The sequence below is a fragment of the Lentzea sp. genome, assembly GCF_035525475.1.
GTDB lineage: Bacteria > Actinomycetota > Actinomycetes > Mycobacteriales > Pseudonocardiaceae > Lentzea.
Window position 1 is genome coordinate 1 of sequence record NZ_DATLEC010000255.1, and the last position, 20,270, is coordinate 20,270.

The following is a 20,270-nucleotide window of genomic DNA, read 5'->3' on the forward strand; positions in this document are numbered from 1 at the left end:
GTCGAACGGGGTCACCGGAAAGAACAGCACACCATCGAGTTGCATACCCACACTCATCCCTTGATCGCTCCGGTGGTGATCCCACGCAGGAAGGACTTCTGCAGCGACAGGTACACGACGAGACTCGGCACCAGCGCCAGCAACGCACCGGCCAGCACGATCCCCGTCCCGACCATGTCGTCGGACCTGAGGGCGAGAAGTGCGACCGTGAGCGTGTAATCGGAGGGGTCAGCGGCGACGATCAGGGGGAGCAGGTACTGCTCCCAGATCATGTTGAAGCCGAACACGGCGATCACGCCGAGCGCGGGTTTGCACAGCGGGAGGATGATCTGCGCGAACAGGCGCAGCTCCCCCGCACCGTCCACTTTGGCCGCCTCCTCGAGTTCGGCGGGGATCTCCTTCATGAACTCCGTCATGACGAAGATGGAGAAGCCCCACGCCCCCAAGGGGAGGATGACACCGAGCAGGGTGCCCCTGAGACTCACGTGCACCAGCGGTAGGTCTCCGATCACCAGCGAGAGCGGGATCGCGATGACCTCCTCCGGCAGCATCATCGTGGCGAGGATGACCAGCAGCGCGATGGCCTGACCACGGAACTTCTTGCGCGCCAGCGCGTATGCGGCGAAAACGCTCACAGCGAGCTGCAACAGCAGTGCACCACCGGCGATGACGAGCGAGTTCGTCAGGTAGTGCCAGATCTTGTTCTCCGTCGCCACCCGGAAGTTGATGAGCGACGGGTTGTCCGGGAACACCGAGAGCCGGGTCGGGTCCGGGTTGTCGTCGAACGCGCCGGAGAAGATGACCAGCAGCGGGCCGCAGAAGAGGAGCACGGCGAGGGCCGACAGGAGGAACCGGACGCCTCGGCTGACCCACGCGTCCGGACGGGTGGACCAGCCGAGAGCGCTGTCGAAGCGGCTCGAGTTGACGCTCATCGGGCCTCCTTCCTCCGGCGGTACCACTGCACGCTGACCGTGAGAACGAGCGTAACCAGGAACAACAGAACCGACCCCGCCGAGGCGAGACCGGCTTCGGACTGTTCGAACGCCGTGGTGTAGACGCGCGTCATCCAGACGTCCGTCGATCCGGCGGGACCACCGCCCGTCAGCACGTAGACCTCGGTGAACACGCGCAGGCCGCGGATCGCGGCCAGCGTCAGCAGGATCGTGATGACGGGGCGCAACGCGGGCAACGTCACGTTCCGGATCCGCTGCCAGGTCGAGGCGCCGTCGATCGCGGCGGCCTCGTACTGCTGCCGGTCGATGCCGGCGAGCCCGGCGAGGATCAGCACCATGTCGTACGGCGCGTGCTTCCAGATGCCGACGAACATGACCGACACCAGCGAGGTGTCGGTGTCGTGGATGTACTCCCATGGCCCGAGGCCGACCCACGAGATGGCCTCGTTGAGGAAGCCCTCGGGTGCCGGGTAGAAGAACAGCCGCCAGATCTCGCCGATGACCGCGGTGGCCGCCACGACGGGCAGGAACACCGCGGACCGCACGAACCACAGCGACTTGGTGTGGCCCTCGAGCAGCAACGCGAGCCAGAAGCCGATGAGCATCGCGCCGACGGTCTGACCGCCGGCCAGCACGAGGGTGTGCCAGCTGGCGGTCAGGAACTTCTCGTCCCGCAGGATCGTCGCGTAGTTCTCGAACCCGACGAAGATGTCACCGAGGAACGGCCGGACCTCGTAGAGCGAGAGCCGGATGCCTTCCGCCATCGGGATGAACTTGAAGACCAGGAAGATCAGCGCGGCGGGGAGCAGGAACAGCCATGGGACCCAGACACTTCCTCCTGGGGTGGCTCCCGTGAGGCGACGCCGGCGGCGCCGCCTCACGGGGTGGGTGTCGACGGCACCGCCGCCACTAGCCGTCGAGCCCACGTCTGGGTGGTCGAGTGACTTGACTGCCGTCACTGCGACGCCTTCTGGTTCTCGAGCTCCTTCTTCAACGCGCCCGCGAGGGACTTGAGCTCGGCCGAGGCGTCGGCAGGGCACTTCGCGAAGATGGAGTTCAGGGTCTCGGAGGTCTTCTGCCGGAACGGCGCGAAGTTCGGAACGCTCGGGAACGGCCGGGCCTCGCTGGAGTAGACGCTCGCCACGGTCGCCCAGCGCGGGTCGTCGTAGGTGGCGTTGACGTCGACGTTCTTGTTGACGGGCAGGCGGACGACGGGCTGCGGGTCGCCCTTCATGCCGGCCTGCTGCGCCTCGGGCGTGATCAGGTACTCGGCGAGCTTCTTCTGGTCCGCGGTTTTCGCGGAGCCGGCCATCAGGTAGATGTCCTCGCCCTCGCCGAGCACCGCGGCGCCGGCCGGGCCGCGCGGGGAGGCGATGACCTCGTACCTGTCCTTGCCGACCGACTTGTCGAAGCGGCCGATCATGTACGGGCCGGTGAGGTAGATGCCGCTCTTGCCCGACTCGAACAGCGGGTGCGCGTCGTTGGTGCCCAGCGTGAGCGAACCCGGCTGCATGACCTTGTCCTCGCAGAAGAGCTTGCGCAGCCGTTCGACCGCCTTGGTCGACTCAGGCGAGTCGACGCCGACGGAGAACTTGCCGCCGCCCTCGTCCTCGAGGATGTCGCCGCCGCCCTGCCAGAGGTAGCTCGACGCCCACCAGGCGAGGTAGCCGCGGTCGGTCGTGCCGGGCACGAGCATGCCGTAGGTGTCGTTCTGCCCGTTGCCGTCGGGGTCGTCGCGGGTGAAGGCCTTCGCGAGGTCGTCGAGCTCCTCCCACGTGGTGGGGACCGGCTTGCCGAGCTTCTCGCGCCAGTCCTTGCGAATCAGCGTGACCATCGCCTGGGTGGAGTAGGGGATGGCGTAGAACTTGCCGTCCGCGCCCTTCCCGTTGTTCCACGCGCGGTCGACGATGTCCGCGCCGCCCGCGATGTCGTCGCGGGTGATCTCCGTGGTCCAGCCCTGCTTGACGAAGTTGCCGAGCGAGCCGGTGTCGGTGATGACGACGTCGGGCAGGTCCTTCGACGCGGCGCGCTGCTGCACCTGCTTGTCGAAGTCGTTGAAGATCGGCTTGTAGTCGACCTGCACACCGGTCTTCTCGGTGAAGGACTGGAAGATCTTCTCGTAGACCTTCGCGGTCGCCTCCGTCGAGCGGGTCCACACCTCGAGGGGCTTGTTCGGGTCCTTGGCCGACGACGCCGTGCCGCCACCGCTGCCACACCCCGCGAGCAGGGCCGCCACGCCGAGCGTGGCGATGGTGGTGGCTGTTCTACGGCGCATCGTCGGAGCCCTTCGCGTTCAGATATGTGAACCGGGGTCGTACTTGTGAACCTGATGCAGGACTGTAAGAATCAGTGCAGCAACGTGTCAAGGGCAAGTTGCTTTCCTGTTTCGAGGAGGCCAGGTGGCGTCGCCGATCGACAAGGGCACGGCTCGTCCGGGCGCGGTGAAGTCCGCCGACCGCACGGTGGAGCTGCTCGAAGTGCTGTCCGCGTCAGACCGCAGGCTGACGCTCACCGAGCTGCACCGGGAGCTCAGCTACCCCAAGTCCAGCCTGTACATGCTGCTGCAGACGCTGGTCGCGCGCGGCTGGGTGGAGGTCGACTCCGACAGGGGCACGTACGGCATCGGCGTGCGCGCACTGCTCGTCGGTACGTCCTACTTGGACCACGACCCGGTGGTGCGCGCGGCGATCCGCGTGATGGAGCAGGTCCGCCAGGAGATCAACGAGACCGTGCACCTCGCCCGCCTGGACGGCGCGGACGTCGTCTACCTGGCGAGCCGCGAGTCCGAGCACCACCTGCGCGTCGTCTCCCGCGTCGGCCGCCGGCTGCCCGCGCACTCGACGTCGCTGGGCAAGGCCGTGCTCTCGACGCGCACGCCGGAGGAGGTCGACCTGATCCTCCCCGGCCAGCTGGCGCCCCTGACCCCCAACACTGTGATCGACCGGGCGGCGTTGCACGAGCAGCTCGCCGGGTTCCGCAACGTCGGCTACGCCCACGAACGCGAGGAGAACACGCCGGGTCTCGGCTGCTTCGCGGTGGCGCTGCCGTACCGCAACCCCGTGCTGGACGCGATGAGCTGCTCGGTCCCCCTGGGCAGGCTCGACCCCGACCACGAGCGCCAGGTCGTCGCCGCCCTGCTCGACGCCGCCAGGACCATCACCGAACTCCTCCGCCAGTTCGGTCGCTGAGCACCACCTGAACACCTGCACACGACGGAGGGTCCTACCCGTGACCGCACGAATCCTGATCACCGGCGCCGGTGGCGTGGTGGGAACGCTGATGCGCTCCCGTCTCGCCGCGGAGGGCCGCGTCCTGCGGCTGCTGGACATCGCGGAGCTCCCCGAGGCCGCCGACGGCGAGAACGTCGAGATCGTCCAGGCGTCGGTGACCGACATGGCCGCGATGGAAGCCGCGCTGAAGGACGTCGACGCCGTGATCCACCTCGGTGGCCACAGCCTCGAGGAGTCGTGGGACAAGATCCTGCGCGTCAACATCGACGGCACGCACACGGTGCTGGAGGCCGCGCGGCGGTCCGGTGTCCGCCGCGTCATCTTGGCCAGCTCGAACCATGCCGTGGGGTACGTGGAGCGGGCCGATGGCGAAGCCGGGGATTACCTCTTCCCGCGTCCGGATACCTACTACGGTGTGTCCAAGGTGGCGATGGAGGCGCTGGGTTCGCTCTACGCCGACCGGTACGGCATGGACGTGATCGCGATCCGCATCGGTTCGTGCTTCGAGAAGCCGCGTGACGTGCGGATGCTGTCGACGTGGATGTCGCCGGACGACGGCGCGCGCCTGTTCGAGGCATGTCTTTCCGTTGCGTCACCGGGGTTCCGGGTCGTGTGGGGCGTCTCGAAGAACACGCGCGGCTGGTTCTCGCTCGACGAGGCCCGCGCGCTGGGGTACGAACCGCAGGACGACTCCGAGGTGCACGCGGCCGAGGTGCTGGCGCGGCACGGTGAGCTCGACCCCTCGTCGTACGCGGCGAGGTACGTGGGCGGGGCCTGGTGCGGCCCCGATTTCGACACGGCAGTCAAGGAGGCAGGGCGTTGAGCCACGGCGTGCAGGGATACAACCCTCGCACCGGTGAGCCGTTCGGCGAACCGGTTGCGAAGACCCCCGACAGCGAGGTGGACCGCATCGCCTCCGCCGGAGCGGTCGCGTTCTCGGCCTGGTCGGTGGTTCCCGCGGCGGACCGCGCCGTGGTGCTGGAGAAGGTCGCGGACGCGCTGGACGCCGAGTCGTCGCTGCTGGTCTCGACGGCCGACAGCGAGACGGCCCTCGGCGTGCCCAGGCTGACGACGGAGCTGAAGCGCACGACGAACCAGCTGCGGCTGTTCGCGGAGGTGTTGCGCGAGGGCAGCTACGTCGAGGCCACTTTGGACTCGGCGAACCCGGACATCATCCCGCCGCGGCCGGTGCTGCGCCGGATTTTGCGTCCTTTGGGGACGGTCGCGGTGTTCTCCGCGTCGAACTTCCCGTTCGCGTTCTCGGTGGCCGGTGGCGACACGGCTTCCGCCCTGGCCTCCGGCTGTCCCGTTGTGGTGAAAGCACATTCGGCGCACCCGTCGACATCGCGCGAGACCGCGCGGGTCGTCGTGGACGCGTTGCGCGAGGCCGGTGCGCCCGAGGGCGTGTTCGGCATCGTCTACGGCACCGAGGCCGGCGTGGCGCTGGTGAAGCACCCCGCCATTCGCGCGGTTGGTTTCACCGGCTCGACCGCCGGCGGTCGGGCGCTGTTCGACCTCGCCCAGGGACGGCCGGACCCGATCCCGTTCTACGGCGAGCTGGGCAGCGTGAACCCGACGGTGATCCTGCCGGGTGCGGCGCTGGGCGAGGACATCGCGGCCGGGTTCGCGGCGTCGCTGACGATGGGCGTCGGGCAGTTCTGCACGAACCCCGGTCTGGTGTTCGCGCCCGCGGAGCTGGTGCCCGCGCTGGGTGAGGCCGTCGCGGCGACCGCCGGTGGCGCGATGCTGAACGAGCGGATGTGCGACTCCTACACGGCTTCGACTGACGCGCTGGCGGCGTCGGACCTCGTGTCCGTCGTGTCGACGGGAACGCGCCCGGACGAGGCGTGGGCGGTGTCGCCGCGGCTGTTCCGCGTTCCGGTGTCGGTGTTCGAGGAGAACCTCGAGAAGCTGACCGAGGAGCACTTCGGCCCGGCGGCCCTGGTCGTGACGTACTCGTCGCCGTCCGAACTGCACTCGGTGCTGGCGAAGCTGCCCGGCACGCTGACGGGCACCGTGCACGCCGCGGAGTCGGACCACGAGGAAGCAGGCGTGATCGCCGAGATCCTGCGGCACGTCGCGGGCCGGTTGATCTTCAACGCCTGGCCGACCGGTGTCGCGGTGGCGTGGGGCCAGCACCACGGGGGTCCGTGGCCGTCGACGACGAACCCGTTGCACACCTCGGTGGGCGCCACGTCGATCCGCCGCTGGATCGCGCCGGTGACGTACCAGTCGTGGCCGGACGCGTTGCTGCCGGTGGAGCTGCAGGACGCGAACCCGCTCGGGATTCCGCGCCGCGTGGACGGCGTTCTCGGCGTGCACTGACCTGGTTCTGTGGAGAACGGGGCTGCCGGTGTGACGCCGGCAGCCCCGTTCTTCGTCGGACTCGGTGTTCCTGACGCTTGACCTTGGAGTGCGCTCACAGGTTTAGCGTGGGACGCATGAGAGTCGCCGAGCTGGCGCGTGAGGTCGGGGTGCCGCCCGACACCGTTCGCTACTACGAGCGCGCGGGTCTGCTGAAGCCGCCGCCGCGCACGTCCTCGGGGTACCGGCAGTACCCGTCGTCGGCCGCCGACCGGATCCGGTTCATCCGCGACTGCCAGCGCCTCGGCCTGAAGCTGCGGGAGATCTCGTCGCTGCTCGCCGTCCGCGACACCGGCGAGTGCCCGTGCGAGCCGGCCGAGGAGCTGCTGCGGCGGCACATGGCCGAGATCGACGCCGAGATGGCCCGGCTCGCGCGACTCCGTTCGGACCTGGCGGACATGGTCGGGACCTGTACGCCGTGGTGCCCACCTGAGGGGAGGTGATCGGGATGGACGAGTGCTGCACGTGCTGCGACTGCTGCTGACCCTCTAGTCGGTAGCCGAAGATCCGGCGAGGCGCCCGCCGGATCCCCGTTCCCTGACGCTCTCGACGATCACCTTCGCGCACTCGACCGCCTCGGCGACCTCGGTGTCGACCTCGACGTCGTAGGTCATGCCGCGGTGCACCAGATCGGCCTGCACCTCGGCCATCCCGACGACCCGGTCACCACGCGCGAGCTCCCGACCCGCGGCAACGGCCGCTGCACACCGCACCCCGACCCACACCACGTCGAGCCCGTCGAGGGCCTTCGCCCACCGCTGCCGCGACTCGGTCCCGCCGAGGAACACGTCGTCCACGATCACCCGCGCCCCGGCGCGCACCATCGCGGCGACCCCCGCCATCCACGCGTCCTCGAGCAACCGGAACTCGGCCCCGATGGTGACCTCGCCGTCGTCCGCGTACCCGATCCCCTCGGACCCGAGCTGCAACCGCGCGGGCATCACGTCGATCAACGTGTCGACCCCGATCGCCAGCCAGGCCTCCGGCAGCAACGCCTGCAAACACCGCACGATCCCCGACTTGCCGGAGCTCGACCCGCCGTTGAGAACGATCACCTGAGCAGTCGACGACACGCTCCGACCGTACCCACGCGCCACCGTCTCCAAGCCCGTGCCACCCACCCGCTCGCCCCTTGGCAACGGGTGGGTTGCGATCGAAGTCAAAAGAGTCATTGCTAAGACGCAGGTCACGCTGTTGTTGCGACTGATATATCGCCTCCGCGAACCACCCGGATGCAAAAGACGTTTGCGGACGAAGTCAAAAGACTCATTGCAAAGGTCTCGTGCGGTAGGTCGATCATGGCGCGACGCCCGCGTCAGACGCGTGCCGCGCCCGCCCGTCGCTCCTCCTGCAGCTCGCGCTGGTACCCGAGGAAGTCGACCTCCAGAGTGTGCCGCTTCGACTTCACGTACCGGCTCCGCAGCGACTCCCGGTAAGTGGTGATCTCCGCCTTCATCTCCGGCACCGGTGGCAGCGCCGCCCGTCCCGACAGGAGGTCGGCGATCCACTCGGCCTGGGCCTCGGCCAGCGGCATGATCGCCCCGAGCGGCTGGATCAGCCCGAGGAAGTACAGCCCCGGATGCGCCGGGTCCACGACCCGCCGGTACAGCGACACCTCGTTGTCCGCCGACGTCACGGCCGGGAACTCGGCGGCGTCCAGGAACGGGAACTCGACCTTGTACCCGGTGCAGTAGACGATCACGTCGACGTCCTCGCGGCTGCCGTCCTCGAAGACGACACCGGACCCGTCCAGCCGCGACACGTTCGGCTTCACCGTGATGTCGCCGTGCCCGAGCCGGGTCAGCAGGTCGTCGGACACGGTCGGATGCGCGGCGAGGATGCCGTGCGACGGCTCGGGCAGCCCGTAGTCGGAGAGTTTGCCCCGCGCCAGCCTCAGCATCACCCGCAGCGACAGCGCCTGCAGCCACTTCGGCGCGAACCGGGCGAGCGGCGAGGTCGTCAGGTGGTCGGTCGGCATCCCGAAGAGGTACTTGGGCATGATGTGCGCGCCGCGGCGCATCGCCAGGAACGTCCGCGCGGACACCCGCGACGACTCGACGGCGATGTCGCAGGCGGAGTTGCCGATACCGAGGACCAGGACCTTCTTGTCCGCGAAGCGTTCGGGCGTCTTGTAGAAGTGCGCGTGCATCTCCTCGCCGTCGAACGAGCCGGGGAACGCGGGCTCGGGAAACCGCGGCGACCAGTGGTGGCCGTTCGCGACGATCACCGAGCGGTAGGAGGCCGAGGTTTCCTCACCGGTGTCGCGATCGCGCGTCGTGACCGAGTAGCCACCCGGTGCTACGGAAACCGTGACGACCTCCGTGCGGAACCGGATGCGGTCGAGGAACCCATGGTGCTTCACGAAGTCGTCGAAGTACTCCGCGATCTGGAAGTGCGACGGGTAGGCCGGCAGGTGCGACGGCATCGGGAACGACTTGAACTCCATCATCTGCCGCGAGGTGTTGATGTGGAGTGACCGATAAGCGGACGACATGCCGTTGTCGTTGAGGTAGCGCCAGTTGCCACCGATCTCAGACCCGGTCTCGAAGCAGTCGTACTCGATGCCGCGGGCACTGAGCACCTGACATGCGGCGATGCCGGAGGAGCCCGCCCCGATGACGCACACGCGATCCATGGCACTGAAGTATTTTCACGTTCTCTGCGCCTGTCAATGACCCGGCATCGGCAGGACGAGCGCGGTGGTCCGCCAGCTGGAACGGGGTGTCCACGGCGCCGCCAGGCCAATACGTTGTGCCGCATGCGAAAGCTTCTCGTGGCAGTCACATCCGTACTGGCGTTCGCGGTCTCCACAGGAACGGCGGCGGGCGCGCCGCTGCCGTTCCCGGAGATCTTCGCGACGAACAACACCGCGATCATCACCGATCCCGCCGACCCACGTCTTCAGGACAGACTGGTGGCGTTCGACCGCGAGGTCCGCGGCATCGTGCGTGCGAACGGCGGCGTCACGACCCGTTCCACGCTGCTCGACGGCGCGTTCTGGTCGAGCGACCAGCAGCAGACGACGTTCGAACGCTCCCGGAAGTTCGACGTCACGCTCGATGAGGAAAGCCTGCGCCGTACCGCTTCGACGATCAGCAAGCAGTTCCGGCAGGAGTCGGTGCTCACGTTCCGCTTCCTGCCCGCGAACTCGCCGGAGGTCGACGCCGTCCAGGTCGAGGTCGAGGGCATCACCGCACAGCAGGTCCGCCAAGGCCTGCTCGACGACGCGGTCGCGCGCGAGAAGCTCGGTGGCGGCAGCGTCACGTTGCAGAACAAAGCGATCCTCATCGCGGGCGTCGACGACCTCCCGACCGTGCGCGCGTTCGTCGCGAACATCGGCGGCGACTGGAGGAAGGCGAAGGTGCGCAAGGGAACCTGGGAGTTCGTATCGGGTTCGGAGGAGACCTCGCCGGAAACCCTTTTGTCGTACCAGCGAAACGCCGCCTAACCTCGCAGACATGGCAGCAACCGTGGTCCGCGGTCAGAACGTGGACATCCGCATGTGGACTCGACCGGACGAGGTCGAGGAGTTCGCCATGCGACAGCTCCAGAACATCTCCGCGCTGCCGTGGGCCGTCAAGCACATCGCCGTGATGCCGGACGTGCATTACGGCAAGGGTGCCACGGTGGGTTCGGTGATCGCGTTGCGCGACGCCGTCTCCCCCGCGGCCGTCGGCGTGGACATCGGCTGCGGCATGACCGCCGTGCGCACTTCGCTCACAGCGAGCGACCTGCCGGAGACGTTGCGTGGACTGCGGTCCCGCATGGAGGCCGTGGTCCCCGTCGGTTTCGCGCAGCACAGGGCGACGGCGTTCACCGACAGGGACGCGTCCGACTGGGCGCCGTTCTGGAGGCGGTTCGACGACCTGACGCCGGCCGTGAAGGCGCGCGCCGACAAGGCGATGCACCAGATGGGCACGCTCGGTGGCGGCAACCACTTCCTGGAGGTCTGCCTCGACACGGACCAGCGGGTGTGGGTCATGCTGCACTCCGGGTCGCGCGGCATCGGCAACGAGCTGGCGCAGCACCACATCTCGGTGGCGCGCACGCTCGCGCACAACGCCGAGCTGCCGGACCCCGATCTCGCCGTGTTCCTCGCGGGCACGCCCGAGATGGTGGCGTACCGGCACGACCTCTACTGGGCGCAGGACTACGCGCGGCGCAACCGCGCGGTCATGCTGCGTCTGGTGTGCGACGTGCTGCGCGCCGAGTTCCCGCAGATCGCCTTCGAGGAGCCGATCTCGTGTCACCACAACTACGTCTCCGAGGAGAACCACTTCGGTGAGGACGTTCTGGTGACGCGCAAGGGTGCGATCCGTGCCGGACGTGGCGAGCTGGGCATCATCCCGGGCTCGATGGGCACCGGTTCCTACATCGTGCGCGGGCTCGGGAACCCGGACTCGTTCGAGTCGGCGTCGCACGGCGCCGGCCGGAGGATGTCCCGGAACAAGGCACGCAAGACGTTCACGACGCGGGATCTTGCCGCTCAGACAAGTGGTGTCGAGTGCCGCAAGGACTCCGGTGTGGTGGACGAGATCCCGGGCGCCTACAAGGACATCGACACCGTGATGGCGAACCAGTCGGACCTGGTCGAGGTGGTCGCCAGGCTCAAGCAGGTGGTTTGTATCAAGGGTTGATGTTTGCCCCTGCCCCACAACGGAAAGCCTCCGGACAGCTAATCCAGCCTGTCTTGGAGGTTTTCCATGTCAACGGGCGCCATCATCGGCCTGGTGGTCGCGGTTGTTGTGGTGCTGGCGGTACTCGCGTTCCTGCTGAGGCCCGCCATGCAGCGCAAGAAGCTTCGCGACCGCTTCGGCCCCGAGTACGACCGCGCGGTCTCGCAGAGCGACAGCAGAACGGCCGCCGAGAAGGAGCTCGCCGAGCGGGAGCACCGCCACAGCGAGTTCGACCTGAAGCCGCTTTCCCCGTCGGCACAGGAGAGTTACCGCCGCCACTGGGCAACCGTCCAGGCCAAGTTCGTCGACTCGCCGGAGAGCGCGATCGCCGACGCCGACCGGCTGGTGACCGACCTGATGGCCGAGCGCGGCTACCCCACCGAGGGGTACGAGGCGCAGCTGAGCGTGTTGTCCGTCGAACACGCCCGCACTCTCGAGCACTACCGCAAGGCGCACGACATCTCGGAGCGCCAGGAGATCGGCGAGGCGAGCACCGAAGACCTGCGCACCGCGATGGTGCACTACCGCGAGCTGTTCACCGACCTGCTCGAACACGGCACCGGATCGCACAAGGACGAGGAAGCCGTGCGGAAGGAGAAGTCTGATGTCTGAGACCCCCACCCACGCAGCGGTTCCCACGCCGACCCCGGCGAGGCCGCAGCAGCACAGTGAGGGCTCGCTGCAGACCGATCGCGCCTCGCAGTCCGAGCGTGCGCAGCAGTCCGATCGGGCGCAGCAATCCGAGCGCGCACAGCAGTCGGAACGGGCGCAGCAGACTGACCGGCACGCGGAACGCACTCAGAACGCCGACCGCGCGCCGGACCAGGTCCAGCGGAATCAGGCCCAGCGGGATCAGGCCCAGCGGGAGCAGGCCCAGCGGGAGCAGACCAGGTCGCAGCAGGACATCCCTTCGCAGCACACCCAGTCCGAACAGGCGCCGTCGCAGCACAAGTCACAGCAGACGACGTCGCAGCGGACGCACGACGCCGCGGAGCAGCGCCAGTCCAGCAAGCTCGAGGACGAGTGGCAGTCGGTGCAGTACGACTTCGTGGACGACCCGAAAGCGGCTGTCCGCAAGGCCGACGAGCTCGTGACGCGGGCCATCGAGGAGCTCACGAACCGGCACCGTTCCCTCACCGAGCAGCTCAAGGGAAACGGTGATCCACAGACCGAGGACCTGCGACTCGCTCTCCACCGGTATCGGGAACTGTTCAAGTCGCTCGTCGCCGTCAAATAGGAGTTGGAGCCCCGGCGTCGTGGCCGTAACAGGCGACGGCGCCGGCAGGCATGTCCGCATCAATTCGGAGAAGACGGCGCGGACCTAGCTGGGGAGCTCGCGGATCTCCATCTCCAGCACGTCGATCTCGTCGCTGATGGCCTCGTCGAGCATGGCGTCCAGCAGCGTGCGGCACTCCGCCGACCCACATCGCGGCAGCCCAGCACCGAACCGCGGCACCTGCTCCCACCACACCGCGGGGTTGTTCCAGAACGAACCGGAACCCTGGTCGACGCCTTCGAGAGAGCGCAGTTTCTGATCGCTCTCCGGAAGTGCCCGCACGAACTCGATGAACAGGGCGAGCGCGTCGGGATTGCTCACCGGGACCGCGCCGTAGCCGCGCAGGCAGTCCTCCAGCTCAGCGAGGAACTCCGCCTTGAACGACACGGCACACCCCCGCTCCTTCCGCGCCATCGCGGAAATCCTGAGTTCGTGCCGTCAACAGTACAGCCGCGGCTTGAACGGGAAACGAGTGCGAACGGGCGGTCTCTTCCTGTACCCGCACGGGATCCGGTAACCCGCAGTCACCGGATAAATGCGTCCGTTGGGGCCCGAAAGGAATTTGAGTCCACTGTGGATAATGCCCCCGGCTAACGGTCCGCGTGCAGCCTCGCGACGAAGCTGAACCGATCACCCCGGTACAGCGACCGGGCGCGTTCGATCGGATGGCCGTCGACGTCGTAGGAGACCCGGTGCAGCAACAGCATCGGCAGCGCCGGGTTCGTGCCGATCAGCAACGCCTCGCGGGGTGTGGCGAGCACCGTCTCCACGCGCTCCTCGGCCTCCGCGAACCGCACGCCGAGACGTTCGGTGAGGCACGCGTACAGCGACCCGGCCGGGTCGAGCTTGTCCAGCAGCTCCGGGAACCGCCCGAGACTGAGGTAAGTGGATTCGAGGCCGATGCGTTCGTCGTCGGCGAGCAGCACGCGTTCGAGGTGCACCACCGGGTCGCCGGGTTCGACCATCAGGTCGCGCGCGAGGCCTTCGTCGGCGCCGAGCTGCTCGACCGTGATCACGGTGCGGTTCGGCCGGACGCCCTGACGGCGCATGCCCTCGGTGTAGCTGACCAGCGACAACGGCTGCACGAGCTTGGGTGACGCGACGAACGTCCCGCTGCCCTGGCGGCGGATGAGCTTGCCTTCGAGAACCAGTTCGCTGACGGCCTGGCGGAGCGTGACGCGCGAGACGGAGAACCGTTCGGCGAGCTCGCGCTCGGAGGGCAGGACGGTGCCTTCGCCGAGGGTCTCGACGAGGTCGAACAGTTCTGCCTTGACCGCGTAGTAGCGCGGGACACGGCCGTGTTCTGGGATGCCCGCGCGAACGGGTCGATCAGCGCGGTGCGGCGGGACGCGGTTCACGTGGCGTGAGCCTACGTCACGGCCTGTGTGATCAGCCCGCGAGCTTCGGCGGGTCGGGGATCTTGTAGCCGGAAGATCCGATGTTCGTCTCCAGCGACTTCCGCCAGGCACCGGAGTCGATCATCTTCTGCAACGCCGCCTGGACCTTCGCCTTGCTGCTGGGGTCGTTGCGGTGCAGGCCGACGCCGTACTCCTCCTTGCTGAACGGATCGCCGACCACACGCAGCAGTTCGGGGTTCTGGGCGGCGTAACCGGCGAGCAGCACGTCGTCGGTGGTGACGGCGTCGACGTTGTTGGCCAGCAGCGCGGTGACGCAGTCGCTGAATTTCGCGTACTCGACCAGGTTCACGTCCTTGGCGAACTGCTCCTTGACGTACGCGGCGGACGTGGAGCCGGCGGTGGAGCACAGCCGCAGGCTGGCGTTGAGGGACTTCGGGCCGTCGATGCGCGTCTCGTTCAAGCGCACCAGCAGGTCCTGGCCGGCGACGAAGTACGGGCCGACGAAGTCGACGATCTGCTTGCGCTTGTCCGTGATCGAGTAGGTGGAGACGACGATGTCGGCCTCACCGCTGGTCAGGAGCGTCTCCCGGTTGCCGGGCTGCGCCTCCATCCAGGTGATGCCCTCTTCCTTGACGCCCAGTTCGCCCGCGATGAACTTGGCGACGTCGACGTCGAAACCGCGGTAGCTGCCGTCGAGCCTGCGCACCGACAGACCAGGCTGGTCGTACGACACCGCGATGGTCATGCGGTCGTTCGCGCTGACTTTTCCCGCCATGGTGGACTCGTCACCACCTCCGCACGAGGCGAGGAGAAGAACGGCGGCGAATGTTGTCGCGACCAGGCGGAGGAGCGCTCTCGGTGTCATTCGTCCCTCTACAGCGTCGATCCACGGGTTCGATCCACGGGCATGCGCCGACCCATCACGGTGGTGCTCGGTCGGCGATGCGGGAAACCTAAGCGGCCGTGGGACGCATGTCCATACCTCGACGCGAATGAAACGTACGGAATCGTTGCGGTAACCGGGTCAGCGCAGGCGGCGGGGCCCGGCGTCGTGCAGAGACGGTGGCGGGCCGACGACTATGCGCGCACTGCTGACGAAAGCGCCTGCGGCAGAAGCGAGTACCGGTTCGAGCTTCAACGACCGCACCTCCGGAAGGTCCTCGGCCAGGGCCGCCAAACGGAGTACCAATTCCTGAAGTGCTTTCAGGTCCGCTGGTTCGTCACCCCGGTAACCGGTGAGCAGAGGCGCTGCTTTCGGCGCCGCAACGAGTTCCGCCGCGTCGGTGTCGGTGAGGGGTACCGCCCGATAGGCGCGGTCGCCGAGCAGGTCGCTGACCAGACCCGACAGTCCGAACCAGATCAGCGTGCCGAAGCTCGGGTCGTCCTGCAGGCCGAGGACGCAGCTGACTCCCTTGGGCGCCATGCGTTGCACGTACACGCCCGGTTTGCCGGACAGCGCCGCCAGGTCGTGGTAGGCGGCTCTGACCGATTCCGGCTGGGCGATGTCGAGCCGCACGCCGACGAGATCCGTGCGGTGGCGCAAACGTTCGCTGGTGGCTTTCATCGCGACCGGATAACCGAGTTCGGACGCGGCTTCCACGGCTTCTTCGGCGCTGTTGGCCATGCGGAACGGCACGACGTCGATGCCATAGCACTTCAGCAGTTCGATAGCCGTGTGGTCGTCGAGCCGGCGTTCGCTCACCGGGTTGTCCACAATGGAACGCGCCCGTTCGGTGTCGATGCCGTCCGGTCTGGTGAAGTTGCCCTGGGGTGCGGCGCGCCAGCGCGCATAACGGATGGCTCGGGCCAGCGCCAGCACCGCGCGTTCGGGACTGGAATAGCTCGGAATCGAGCCCTTGCCGGGCATTTTCAGCTCGTCCGGAATGCCCTCGACCGCGAGGAACGTCGAGACGATCGGTTTCGTGCGGTGCGCGGATTCTTTGATGGCCCGCGCGTAAGCACTGCCGGGAACCGCGATCGGCGGCACGAACACGACGACGAGGGCGTCGGTGTCGGGGCGGTCGAGGGCTTCCTTGACGGCCTTCGCGAACTCCTCGGGGGTGGCCTGGGCACCGACGTCGACGGGGTCGCCCGCGAGGTCGAGGTCCTGGGCGAGGAGCGTGTCGGCGGCGAGCAGGCTGATCGCGGTGGAGTTGCCGACGACGGCGACGCGCTTGCCCGTGGGCAACGGCTGGTGGGCCAGCAGGAGCGCGGTGTCGAACATCTGGGCCAGCGAGTCGACGCGGATCACGCCGGCCTGCTCGAACAACGCCTGGACGCTCGCCTCGTCGACCTTCGCGGCGGTGGCGGCGAGGCCGGGGACGACGGCGTGGCGGCCGGACTTCACCGCGACGATGGGCTTGGTGCGGCCGAGCCTGCGCGCGAGTCTCGCGAACTTGCGCGGGTTTCCGAACGACTCCAGGTAGAGCAGCACGACGTCGGTGGAGGGGTCGGTCTCCCAGTACTGCAGCAGGTCGTTGCCGGAAACGTCCGCGCGGTTGCCGGCGGAGACGAATGTGGACAGCCCCAGGCCCCACCCGGCGGCGTTGGCGAGGATGGCCGTGCCGAGGGCGCCCGACTGGCTGAAGAAGCCCGTGCGGCCCCGTGACGGCAGCTTCGGGGCAAGGGTCGCGTTGAGGCGGACCTTGGGGTCGAGGTTGATGACGCCCAGCGCGTTCGGGCCGACGACGCGCATGCCGTGCGCTCTCGCTTCAGCCGCGAGCCTGCGTTCGGCCGACAGACCATCCGGCCCCGTCTCGCCGTAGCCCGAACTGACGACGACGAGTGCCTTCACGCCCTTGGCGAGGCAGCCGTCCATGACCTCGTCGACGCTGGCGGCGGGAACGGCGATGACGGCGAGGTCGACGTCGTCGGGGATGTCGAGCACGGTCGGATAGGCCCGGACGCCGCGGACAGAGCGGTGCTCGGCGTTGACGGGGTAGACGGGGCCGTTGAAGTCGGCCTCGAGGAGGTTCTTGAGGACCGCGTGCCCGATCTTGGTGGGATCGGTGGAGGCGCCGATGACGGCGACGCTGCGCGGGTGCAGCAGGTTGTGCACGCTGCGGGCCTCGGCGGCCTGCTCGCGGGCCCTGGCGACGGCGACGGACTCGTCGGTGGGGTCGATCGCGAACTCCAGGTGCAGCACGCTCTCCTCGAACGCCCTGCTGACCTGGTAGCCGGCGTCGCGGAACACCCGGACCATCTGCCCGTTCTCGGCGAGCACCTCGGCCTCGAACCGGGTGAGCCCGACCTCCCTGGCCGCGGCCGCGAGGTGCTCGAGCAGGATGCTGCCCAGCCCGCGTCCCTGGTGGCCGTCCTGGACGACGAACGCGACCTCGGCGCTCTGTCCGGGGACGTCCCCGTGGTTCAGCCGGTCGAACCGGCCGACGGCGACGATGTCGTCGCCGAGCAGCGCGATGAGCGCCACGCGGTCGTAGTGGTCGACGGTGCTGAACCGCTCGAGGTCGCGCTGCGGAATCCGCGGATAAGGCCCGAAGTAGCGGAAGTACCGCGTCCGCTCGGAAAGCCTGCCGTGGAACTCGCGCAGCCTCTCGGCGTCGTCGGGCGTGATCGGCCGCAGGTGGACGGTGCCGCCGTCGCTGAGGACGACGTCCGCCTCCCACTGCCGGGGAAAGTCGAACGGATCTCTGGCGCCCATGTCGGCTTCAGTCCCTGGGGTCGTCCGGGTCGAGTCCGTGCAGCGGGAACACCGCGCGACGCGTGTCGCGGATCGCCTTGTCCACCGGCTCCTCCGTGTCCCCGCCCCACGGCTGATGCCCAGGGTCGCATCCATCGGTCATCGACGCGGGCAAGGGCCAGCCCGGTGCGACGCGTGTCGCATGCGCCACCCAGTCCGCCGGCAGCGGCCTCGCGGGGTCGACGTCCCGGTCGAGCACCGTCGCCAGCAGGTGCGTCCACGACCGCGGCACCACCCTGAGCAGCTCGTACCCGCCGCCGCCGAGCGCGAGCCACTTGTAGTCGTTCTCGTTCACCAGCTCCCGGAACGCCCGGTAGATCGCCCGGTGCCCGTCCACACTGAGCGACAGATCGGCGAGCGGGTCTTCCTTGTGCGTGTCCACCCCGCATTGCGTGACCAGCACCTGCGGCCGGAACGCCTTCACCAGCGCCGGCACCGTCGCGTGGAACGCCCGCAGCCAGCCGCCGTCCCGCGTCCCCGCGGGCAACGGCACGTTGACCGCGCTCCCCTCGGCCCCGGCGCCGCCGACCTCGTTGGCCCAGCCTGTCCCCGGCCACAGGCTCATCGGATGCTGGTGCAACGAGATCGTCAGCACCCGCGGGTCGTCCCAGAACGCCGTCTGAACGCCGTCCCCATGGTGGACGTCGACATCGACGTAGGCGATGCGCTCCACTCCGCTGCGCAGCAACCACTCGATGGCCACCGCGCAGTCGTTGTAGACGCAGAACCCGGCCGCGCTGTCCGGCATGGCGTGGTGCAGCCCACCGGCGATGTTGACCGCCCGATCCGCCTCGCCCGACGCGATGGCCCGAGCCGCCGCCAGCGACCCGCCCACCACCAAAGCCGACGCCTCGTGCATCCGCTCGAACACAGGGTTGTCGGGCGTCCCCAGCCCGTGACCGACGTCCCACCCTGCCGTAGGCGCCGCCTGCACCGCGCTCAGATAGCCGGGCCGGTGCACCAGCTCGATCTCCTCGTCGCTGGCCGCCTCGGGCACCAGCAGATCGACGCCCTCCAGCACCCCGAGCGCCGTGGCGAGCCGCACCGTCAGGTCGAGCCGGACGGGGTTGAGCGGATGGTCGCCACCGAGGTCGTACGCGAGGAAGGAACTGTCCCAGACAACAGCGGCCGACTTACCCATGCCCAGCAACCTACCCACCGATCCGCCCACCCGGTGATCACGGCTTGGCCGCCACCGGCCCGACACGCGTGCCCGAGCCCGGAGCGCCGCCTACAGTCGCACCCCTCGGCCCGCCTGTCCGGGCTCCGAACCGGAACCGATCTCACCGAACAGGGGTCAGAGGCGACATGCATCTGCGACCAGCGGCCACCCGACTCGCGCTGTGCCTGACCCTGGGCCTGGCCCTCGCCGCCGTCACGGGCTGCAGCGAACAGGTCAAGGGCTCCGCGACGGCCGACACCAACGCGACGACCACCAAACCCACCGCACCCACCGGGACCTCGAAGAAGGCGCCCACCAGCACCGCGTCCACGAAGCCCGCCGATCCCACCGGCCAGAAGCCGGGCGACGTGAAGATCACCACGAAGAAGAAGGCCACCGGCCTGGAGACCTGCGGCGTCCTCAAGGCCGCGGACATCGAGGCCGCGACCGGCGGCAAGTCCTCGGCGGACGGCGGCTGCATCCACACCACCACCGGCCCGTCGACCGTCATCACCCAGATGGTCACGGTTCCCGAGGCGGTGGACGAGGAAGGCGAGAAGAAGCAGATCGAGATCGGCGGCAACACGGCGTGGCAGGTGGCCGCCTCCGAGGAGGACTGCCAGGTCACCGTCATGCTGACCGACGACCCGGCCGTCATCACCCAGGCGTTCTCGGTGAGCGTGCTGGCGATCGAGGAGATCGACACCTGCGCCACCGCCCTGAAGCTCGCCAAGCAGGGCTTCGACCGCATCCCGAACGCCTGACCACCCGGTCGGGCCCACACCGGCGTCAGCCGCCGGTGGCAACCTCCCGGTCAAGCGCACACCAGTTGGACCACGACCCGGCGTACAACGCCGCCGGCCTCTCGGCCGTGGTGATCCCGGCGACCTCCAGGGCCAGCACCACGGACGAGGCGGTCACGCCCGACCCGCAGTACGCCCCCACCGCCGCGTCACCCGACACCCCGAGCGCGGCGAACCGGTCAGCCAGCTCCTCCGGGCCGAGCCACCGCCCGTCCGGCCCGACGTGCCCGGTCGTCGGCGCGTTGAGCGCCCCCGGGATGTGCCCGGCCTTGGGGTCCACCGGCTCGGTCTCCCCGCAGTACCGCGGAGCCGCCCGAGCGTCGAGCAGGACGCCCTCCCGAGCCAGCGCCGCCGCCTTGTCCGCGTCCAGCACCGGCATCTGCCCTGGGCGCACCACCACGTCACCGGCCGCGTCGCCCGTGAGAGCCGCCGGCTCCTCCGCGGTAACGGGCAGCCCGCCCGCCTCCCACGCGGCGAACCCGCCGTCCAGCACCGCGACGTCGCCGCACCCGGCCCACCGCAGCAGCCACCACACCCGTGCGGCGACTGAGCCGTCCGCCGCGTCGTACGCCACAACCTGACCGCCCTCGCGCACGCCCGCGTGGCGCAGCACCTCCTGCAACCGCTCGGGATCCGGCAGCGGATGCCTGCCGCCGACGCCAGGTGGAGCTGACAACTCCATGTCCAGATCCACGTACACCGCACCAGGAACGTGGCTGACCTCGTAGTCTTGGCGTCCGGGTGGTCCGCC

General features: G+C 68.7%; 20 protein-coding genes. 9 read left to right on the forward strand and 11 right to left on the reverse strand.

Annotated elements, in window-relative coordinates:
* Positions 1–53: 53 nt before the first annotated feature.
* Genes VM306_RS38805 through VM306_RS38815 form a run of 3 tightly spaced genes read right to left on the reverse strand, consistent with a single transcriptional unit; the run spans position 54 to position 3,228 of the window.
* Positions 54–932 (reverse strand): carbohydrate ABC transporter permease, encoded by an 879-nt coding sequence (locus VM306_RS38805; protein ID WP_325524081.1) that lies wholly within the window; start codon positions 930–932, stop codon positions 54–56.
* Positions 929–1,912, reverse strand: coding sequence for a sugar ABC transporter permease (locus tag VM306_RS38810; protein WP_325524083.1), 984 nt, complete (start codon positions 1,910–1,912; stop codon positions 929–931). The genes VM306_RS38805 and VM306_RS38810 overlap by 4 nt, the downstream gene beginning before the upstream one ends.
* Positions 1,909–3,228: a sugar ABC transporter substrate-binding protein gene (locus VM306_RS38815; protein WP_325524086.1), complete on the reverse strand. Its 1,320-nt coding sequence runs from the start codon at positions 3,226–3,228 to the stop codon at positions 1,909–1,911. Before VM306_RS38815 ends, VM306_RS38810 begins: the two co-directional genes overlap by 4 nt.
* Before the next feature lie 124 nt (positions 3,229–3,352).
* Between VM306_RS38815 and VM306_RS38820 the strand changes: the two genes are divergently transcribed.
* The 4 genes from VM306_RS38820 to VM306_RS38835 all read left to right on the forward strand — a co-directional run bounded on the left by VM306_RS38820 (position 3,353) and on the right by VM306_RS38835 (position 6,990).
* On the forward strand, positions 3,353–4,141 hold the full coding sequence (locus tag VM306_RS38820) for an IclR family transcriptional regulator (RefSeq protein ID WP_325524088.1): 789 nt from the start codon (positions 3,353–3,355) through the stop codon (positions 4,139–4,141).
* 40 nt (positions 4,142–4,181) lie between these two features.
* Positions 4,182–5,006, forward strand: coding sequence for an NAD(P)-dependent oxidoreductase (locus VM306_RS38825; protein WP_325524090.1), 825 nt, complete (start codon positions 4,182–4,184; stop codon positions 5,004–5,006).
* Complete coding sequence (locus VM306_RS38830; protein WP_325524092.1) at positions 5,003–6,508, forward strand: aldehyde dehydrogenase (NADP(+)); 1,506 nt, start codon at positions 5,003–5,005, stop codon at positions 6,506–6,508. The genes VM306_RS38825 and VM306_RS38830 overlap by 4 nt, the downstream gene beginning before the upstream one ends.
* 116 nt (positions 6,509–6,624) lie before the next feature.
* Positions 6,625–6,990, forward strand: a complete 366-nt coding sequence (locus VM306_RS38835) for a heavy metal-responsive transcriptional regulator (RefSeq protein ID WP_325524094.1) — start codon at positions 6,625–6,627, stop codon at positions 6,988–6,990.
* Between the two features lie 45 nt (positions 6,991–7,035).
* On the opposite strand, the gene cpt is transcribed toward VM306_RS38835, so the two are convergent.
* A complete protein-coding gene (gene cpt / locus VM306_RS38840; protein WP_325524096.1) occupies positions 7,036–7,620 on the reverse strand; it encodes a chloramphenicol phosphotransferase CPT in 585 nt (194 codons plus the stop codon).
* 242 nt (positions 7,621–7,862) lie between these two features.
* Positions 7,863–9,182 carry an NAD(P)-binding domain-containing protein gene (locus tag VM306_RS38845; protein WP_325524098.1) on the reverse strand — a complete coding sequence of 440 codons (1,320 nt, stop codon included), beginning with the start codon at positions 9,180–9,182 and terminating at the stop codon, positions 7,863–7,865.
* 123 nt (positions 9,183–9,305) lie between these two features.
* Here VM306_RS38845 and VM306_RS38850 point away from each other — a divergent pair, with 123 nt between their 5' ends.
* From VM306_RS38850 to VM306_RS38865, 4 genes are all read left to right on the forward strand, one after another.
* Positions 9,306–9,995 (forward strand): hypothetical protein, encoded by a 690-nt coding sequence (locus tag VM306_RS38850; protein ID WP_325524100.1) that lies wholly within the window; start codon positions 9,306–9,308, stop codon positions 9,993–9,995.
* 10 nt (positions 9,996–10,005) lie between these two features.
* On the forward strand, positions 10,006–11,184 hold the full coding sequence (locus tag VM306_RS38855) for an RtcB family protein (protein WP_325524102.1): 1,179 nt from the start codon (positions 10,006–10,008) through the stop codon (positions 11,182–11,184).
* 66 nt (positions 11,185–11,250) lie between these two features.
* A complete protein-coding gene (locus VM306_RS38860) occupies positions 11,251–11,835 on the forward strand; it encodes a hypothetical protein (protein ID WP_325524104.1) in 585 nt (194 codons plus the stop codon).
* Positions 11,828–12,460 (forward strand): hypothetical protein, encoded by a 633-nt coding sequence (locus VM306_RS38865; RefSeq protein WP_325524106.1) that lies wholly within the window; start codon positions 11,828–11,830, stop codon positions 12,458–12,460. Before VM306_RS38860 ends, VM306_RS38865 begins: the two co-directional genes overlap by 8 nt.
* Before the next feature lie 84 nt (positions 12,461–12,544).
* On the opposite strand, the gene VM306_RS38870 is transcribed toward VM306_RS38865, so the two are convergent.
* The 5 genes from VM306_RS38870 to VM306_RS38890 form a co-directional block, all read right to left on the reverse strand.
* On the reverse strand, positions 12,545–12,913 hold the full coding sequence (locus VM306_RS38870; RefSeq protein ID WP_325524108.1) for a hypothetical protein: 369 nt from the start codon (positions 12,911–12,913) through the stop codon (positions 12,545–12,547).
* Between the two features lie 176 nt (positions 12,914–13,089).
* Positions 13,090–13,857: a GntR family transcriptional regulator gene (locus VM306_RS38875; protein WP_325524110.1), complete on the reverse strand. Its 768-nt coding sequence runs from the start codon at positions 13,855–13,857 to the stop codon at positions 13,090–13,092.
* Between the two features lie 31 nt (positions 13,858–13,888).
* Positions 13,889–14,632, reverse strand: coding sequence for a glutamate ABC transporter substrate-binding protein (locus tag VM306_RS38880; protein WP_325524112.1), 744 nt, complete (start codon positions 14,630–14,632; stop codon positions 13,889–13,891).
* Between the two features lie 249 nt (positions 14,633–14,881).
* A complete protein-coding gene (locus VM306_RS38885) occupies positions 14,882–17,515 on the reverse strand; it encodes a GNAT family N-acetyltransferase (RefSeq protein ID WP_325524114.1) in 2,634 nt (877 codons plus the stop codon).
* A gap of 7 nt (positions 17,516–17,522) precedes the next feature.
* Complete coding sequence (locus tag VM306_RS38890) at positions 17,523–18,695, reverse strand: acetoin utilization protein AcuC (RefSeq protein ID WP_325524116.1); 1,173 nt, start codon at positions 18,693–18,695, stop codon at positions 17,523–17,525.
* Positions 18,696–18,862: 167 nt separating this feature from the next.
* On the opposite strand from VM306_RS38890, the gene VM306_RS38895 reads away from it, so the two are divergent.
* Positions 18,863–19,480 carry a hypothetical protein gene (locus VM306_RS38895; protein ID WP_325524118.1) on the forward strand — a complete coding sequence of 206 codons (618 nt, stop codon included), beginning with the start codon at positions 18,863–18,865 and terminating at the stop codon, positions 19,478–19,480.
* A 25-nt stretch (positions 19,481–19,505) separates the two neighbouring features.
* Here the strand turns inward: VM306_RS38895 and VM306_RS38900 are convergent.
* Positions 19,506–20,270: sulfurtransferase (locus VM306_RS38900; protein WP_325524120.1), on the reverse strand; the 765-nt coding region annotated here is incomplete at its 5' end.

Excerpts from the sequence above, each read along its gene's own strand:
- VM306_RS38805 (WP_325524081.1), bottom strand. The coding sequence starts at position 932 with ATGAGCGTCAACTCGAGCCGCTTCGACAGCGCTCTCGGCTGGTCCACC.
- VM306_RS38815 (WP_325524086.1), bottom strand. The coding sequence starts at position 3,228 with ATGCGCCGTAGAACAGCCACCACCATCGCCACGCTCGGCGTGGCGGCC.
- VM306_RS38835 (WP_325524094.1), top strand. The coding sequence starts at position 6,625 with ATGAGAGTCGCCGAGCTGGCGCGTGAGGTCGGGGTGCCGCCCGACACC.
- VM306_RS38845 (WP_325524098.1), bottom strand. The coding sequence starts at position 9,182 with ATGGATCGCGTGTGCGTCATCGGGGCGGGCTCCTCCGGCATCGCCGCA.
- VM306_RS38850 (WP_325524100.1), top strand. The coding sequence starts at position 9,306 with ATGCGAAAGCTTCTCGTGGCAGTCACATCCGTACTGGCGTTCGCGGTC.
- VM306_RS38855 (WP_325524102.1), top strand. The coding sequence starts at position 10,006 with ATGGCAGCAACCGTGGTCCGCGGTCAGAACGTGGACATCCGCATGTGG.
- VM306_RS38860 (WP_325524104.1), top strand. The coding sequence starts at position 11,251 with ATGTCAACGGGCGCCATCATCGGCCTGGTGGTCGCGGTTGTTGTGGTG.
- VM306_RS38865 (WP_325524106.1), top strand. The coding sequence starts at position 11,828 with ATGTCTGAGACCCCCACCCACGCAGCGGTTCCCACGCCGACCCCGGCG.
- VM306_RS38870 (WP_325524108.1), bottom strand. The coding sequence starts at position 12,913 with ATGGCGCGGAAGGAGCGGGGGTGTGCCGTGTCGTTCAAGGCGGAGTTC.
- VM306_RS38880 (WP_325524112.1), bottom strand. The coding sequence starts at position 14,632 with ATGGCGGGAAAAGTCAGCGCGAACGACCGCATGACCATCGCGGTGTCG.
- VM306_RS38885 (WP_325524114.1), bottom strand. The coding sequence starts at position 17,515 with ATGGGCGCCAGAGATCCGTTCGACTTTCCCCGGCAGTGGGAGGCGGAC.
- VM306_RS38890 (WP_325524116.1), bottom strand. The coding sequence starts at position 18,695 with ATGGGTAAGTCGGCCGCTGTTGTCTGGGACAGTTCCTTCCTCGCGTAC.
- VM306_RS38895 (WP_325524118.1), top strand. The coding sequence starts at position 18,863 with ATGCATCTGCGACCAGCGGCCACCCGACTCGCGCTGTGCCTGACCCTG.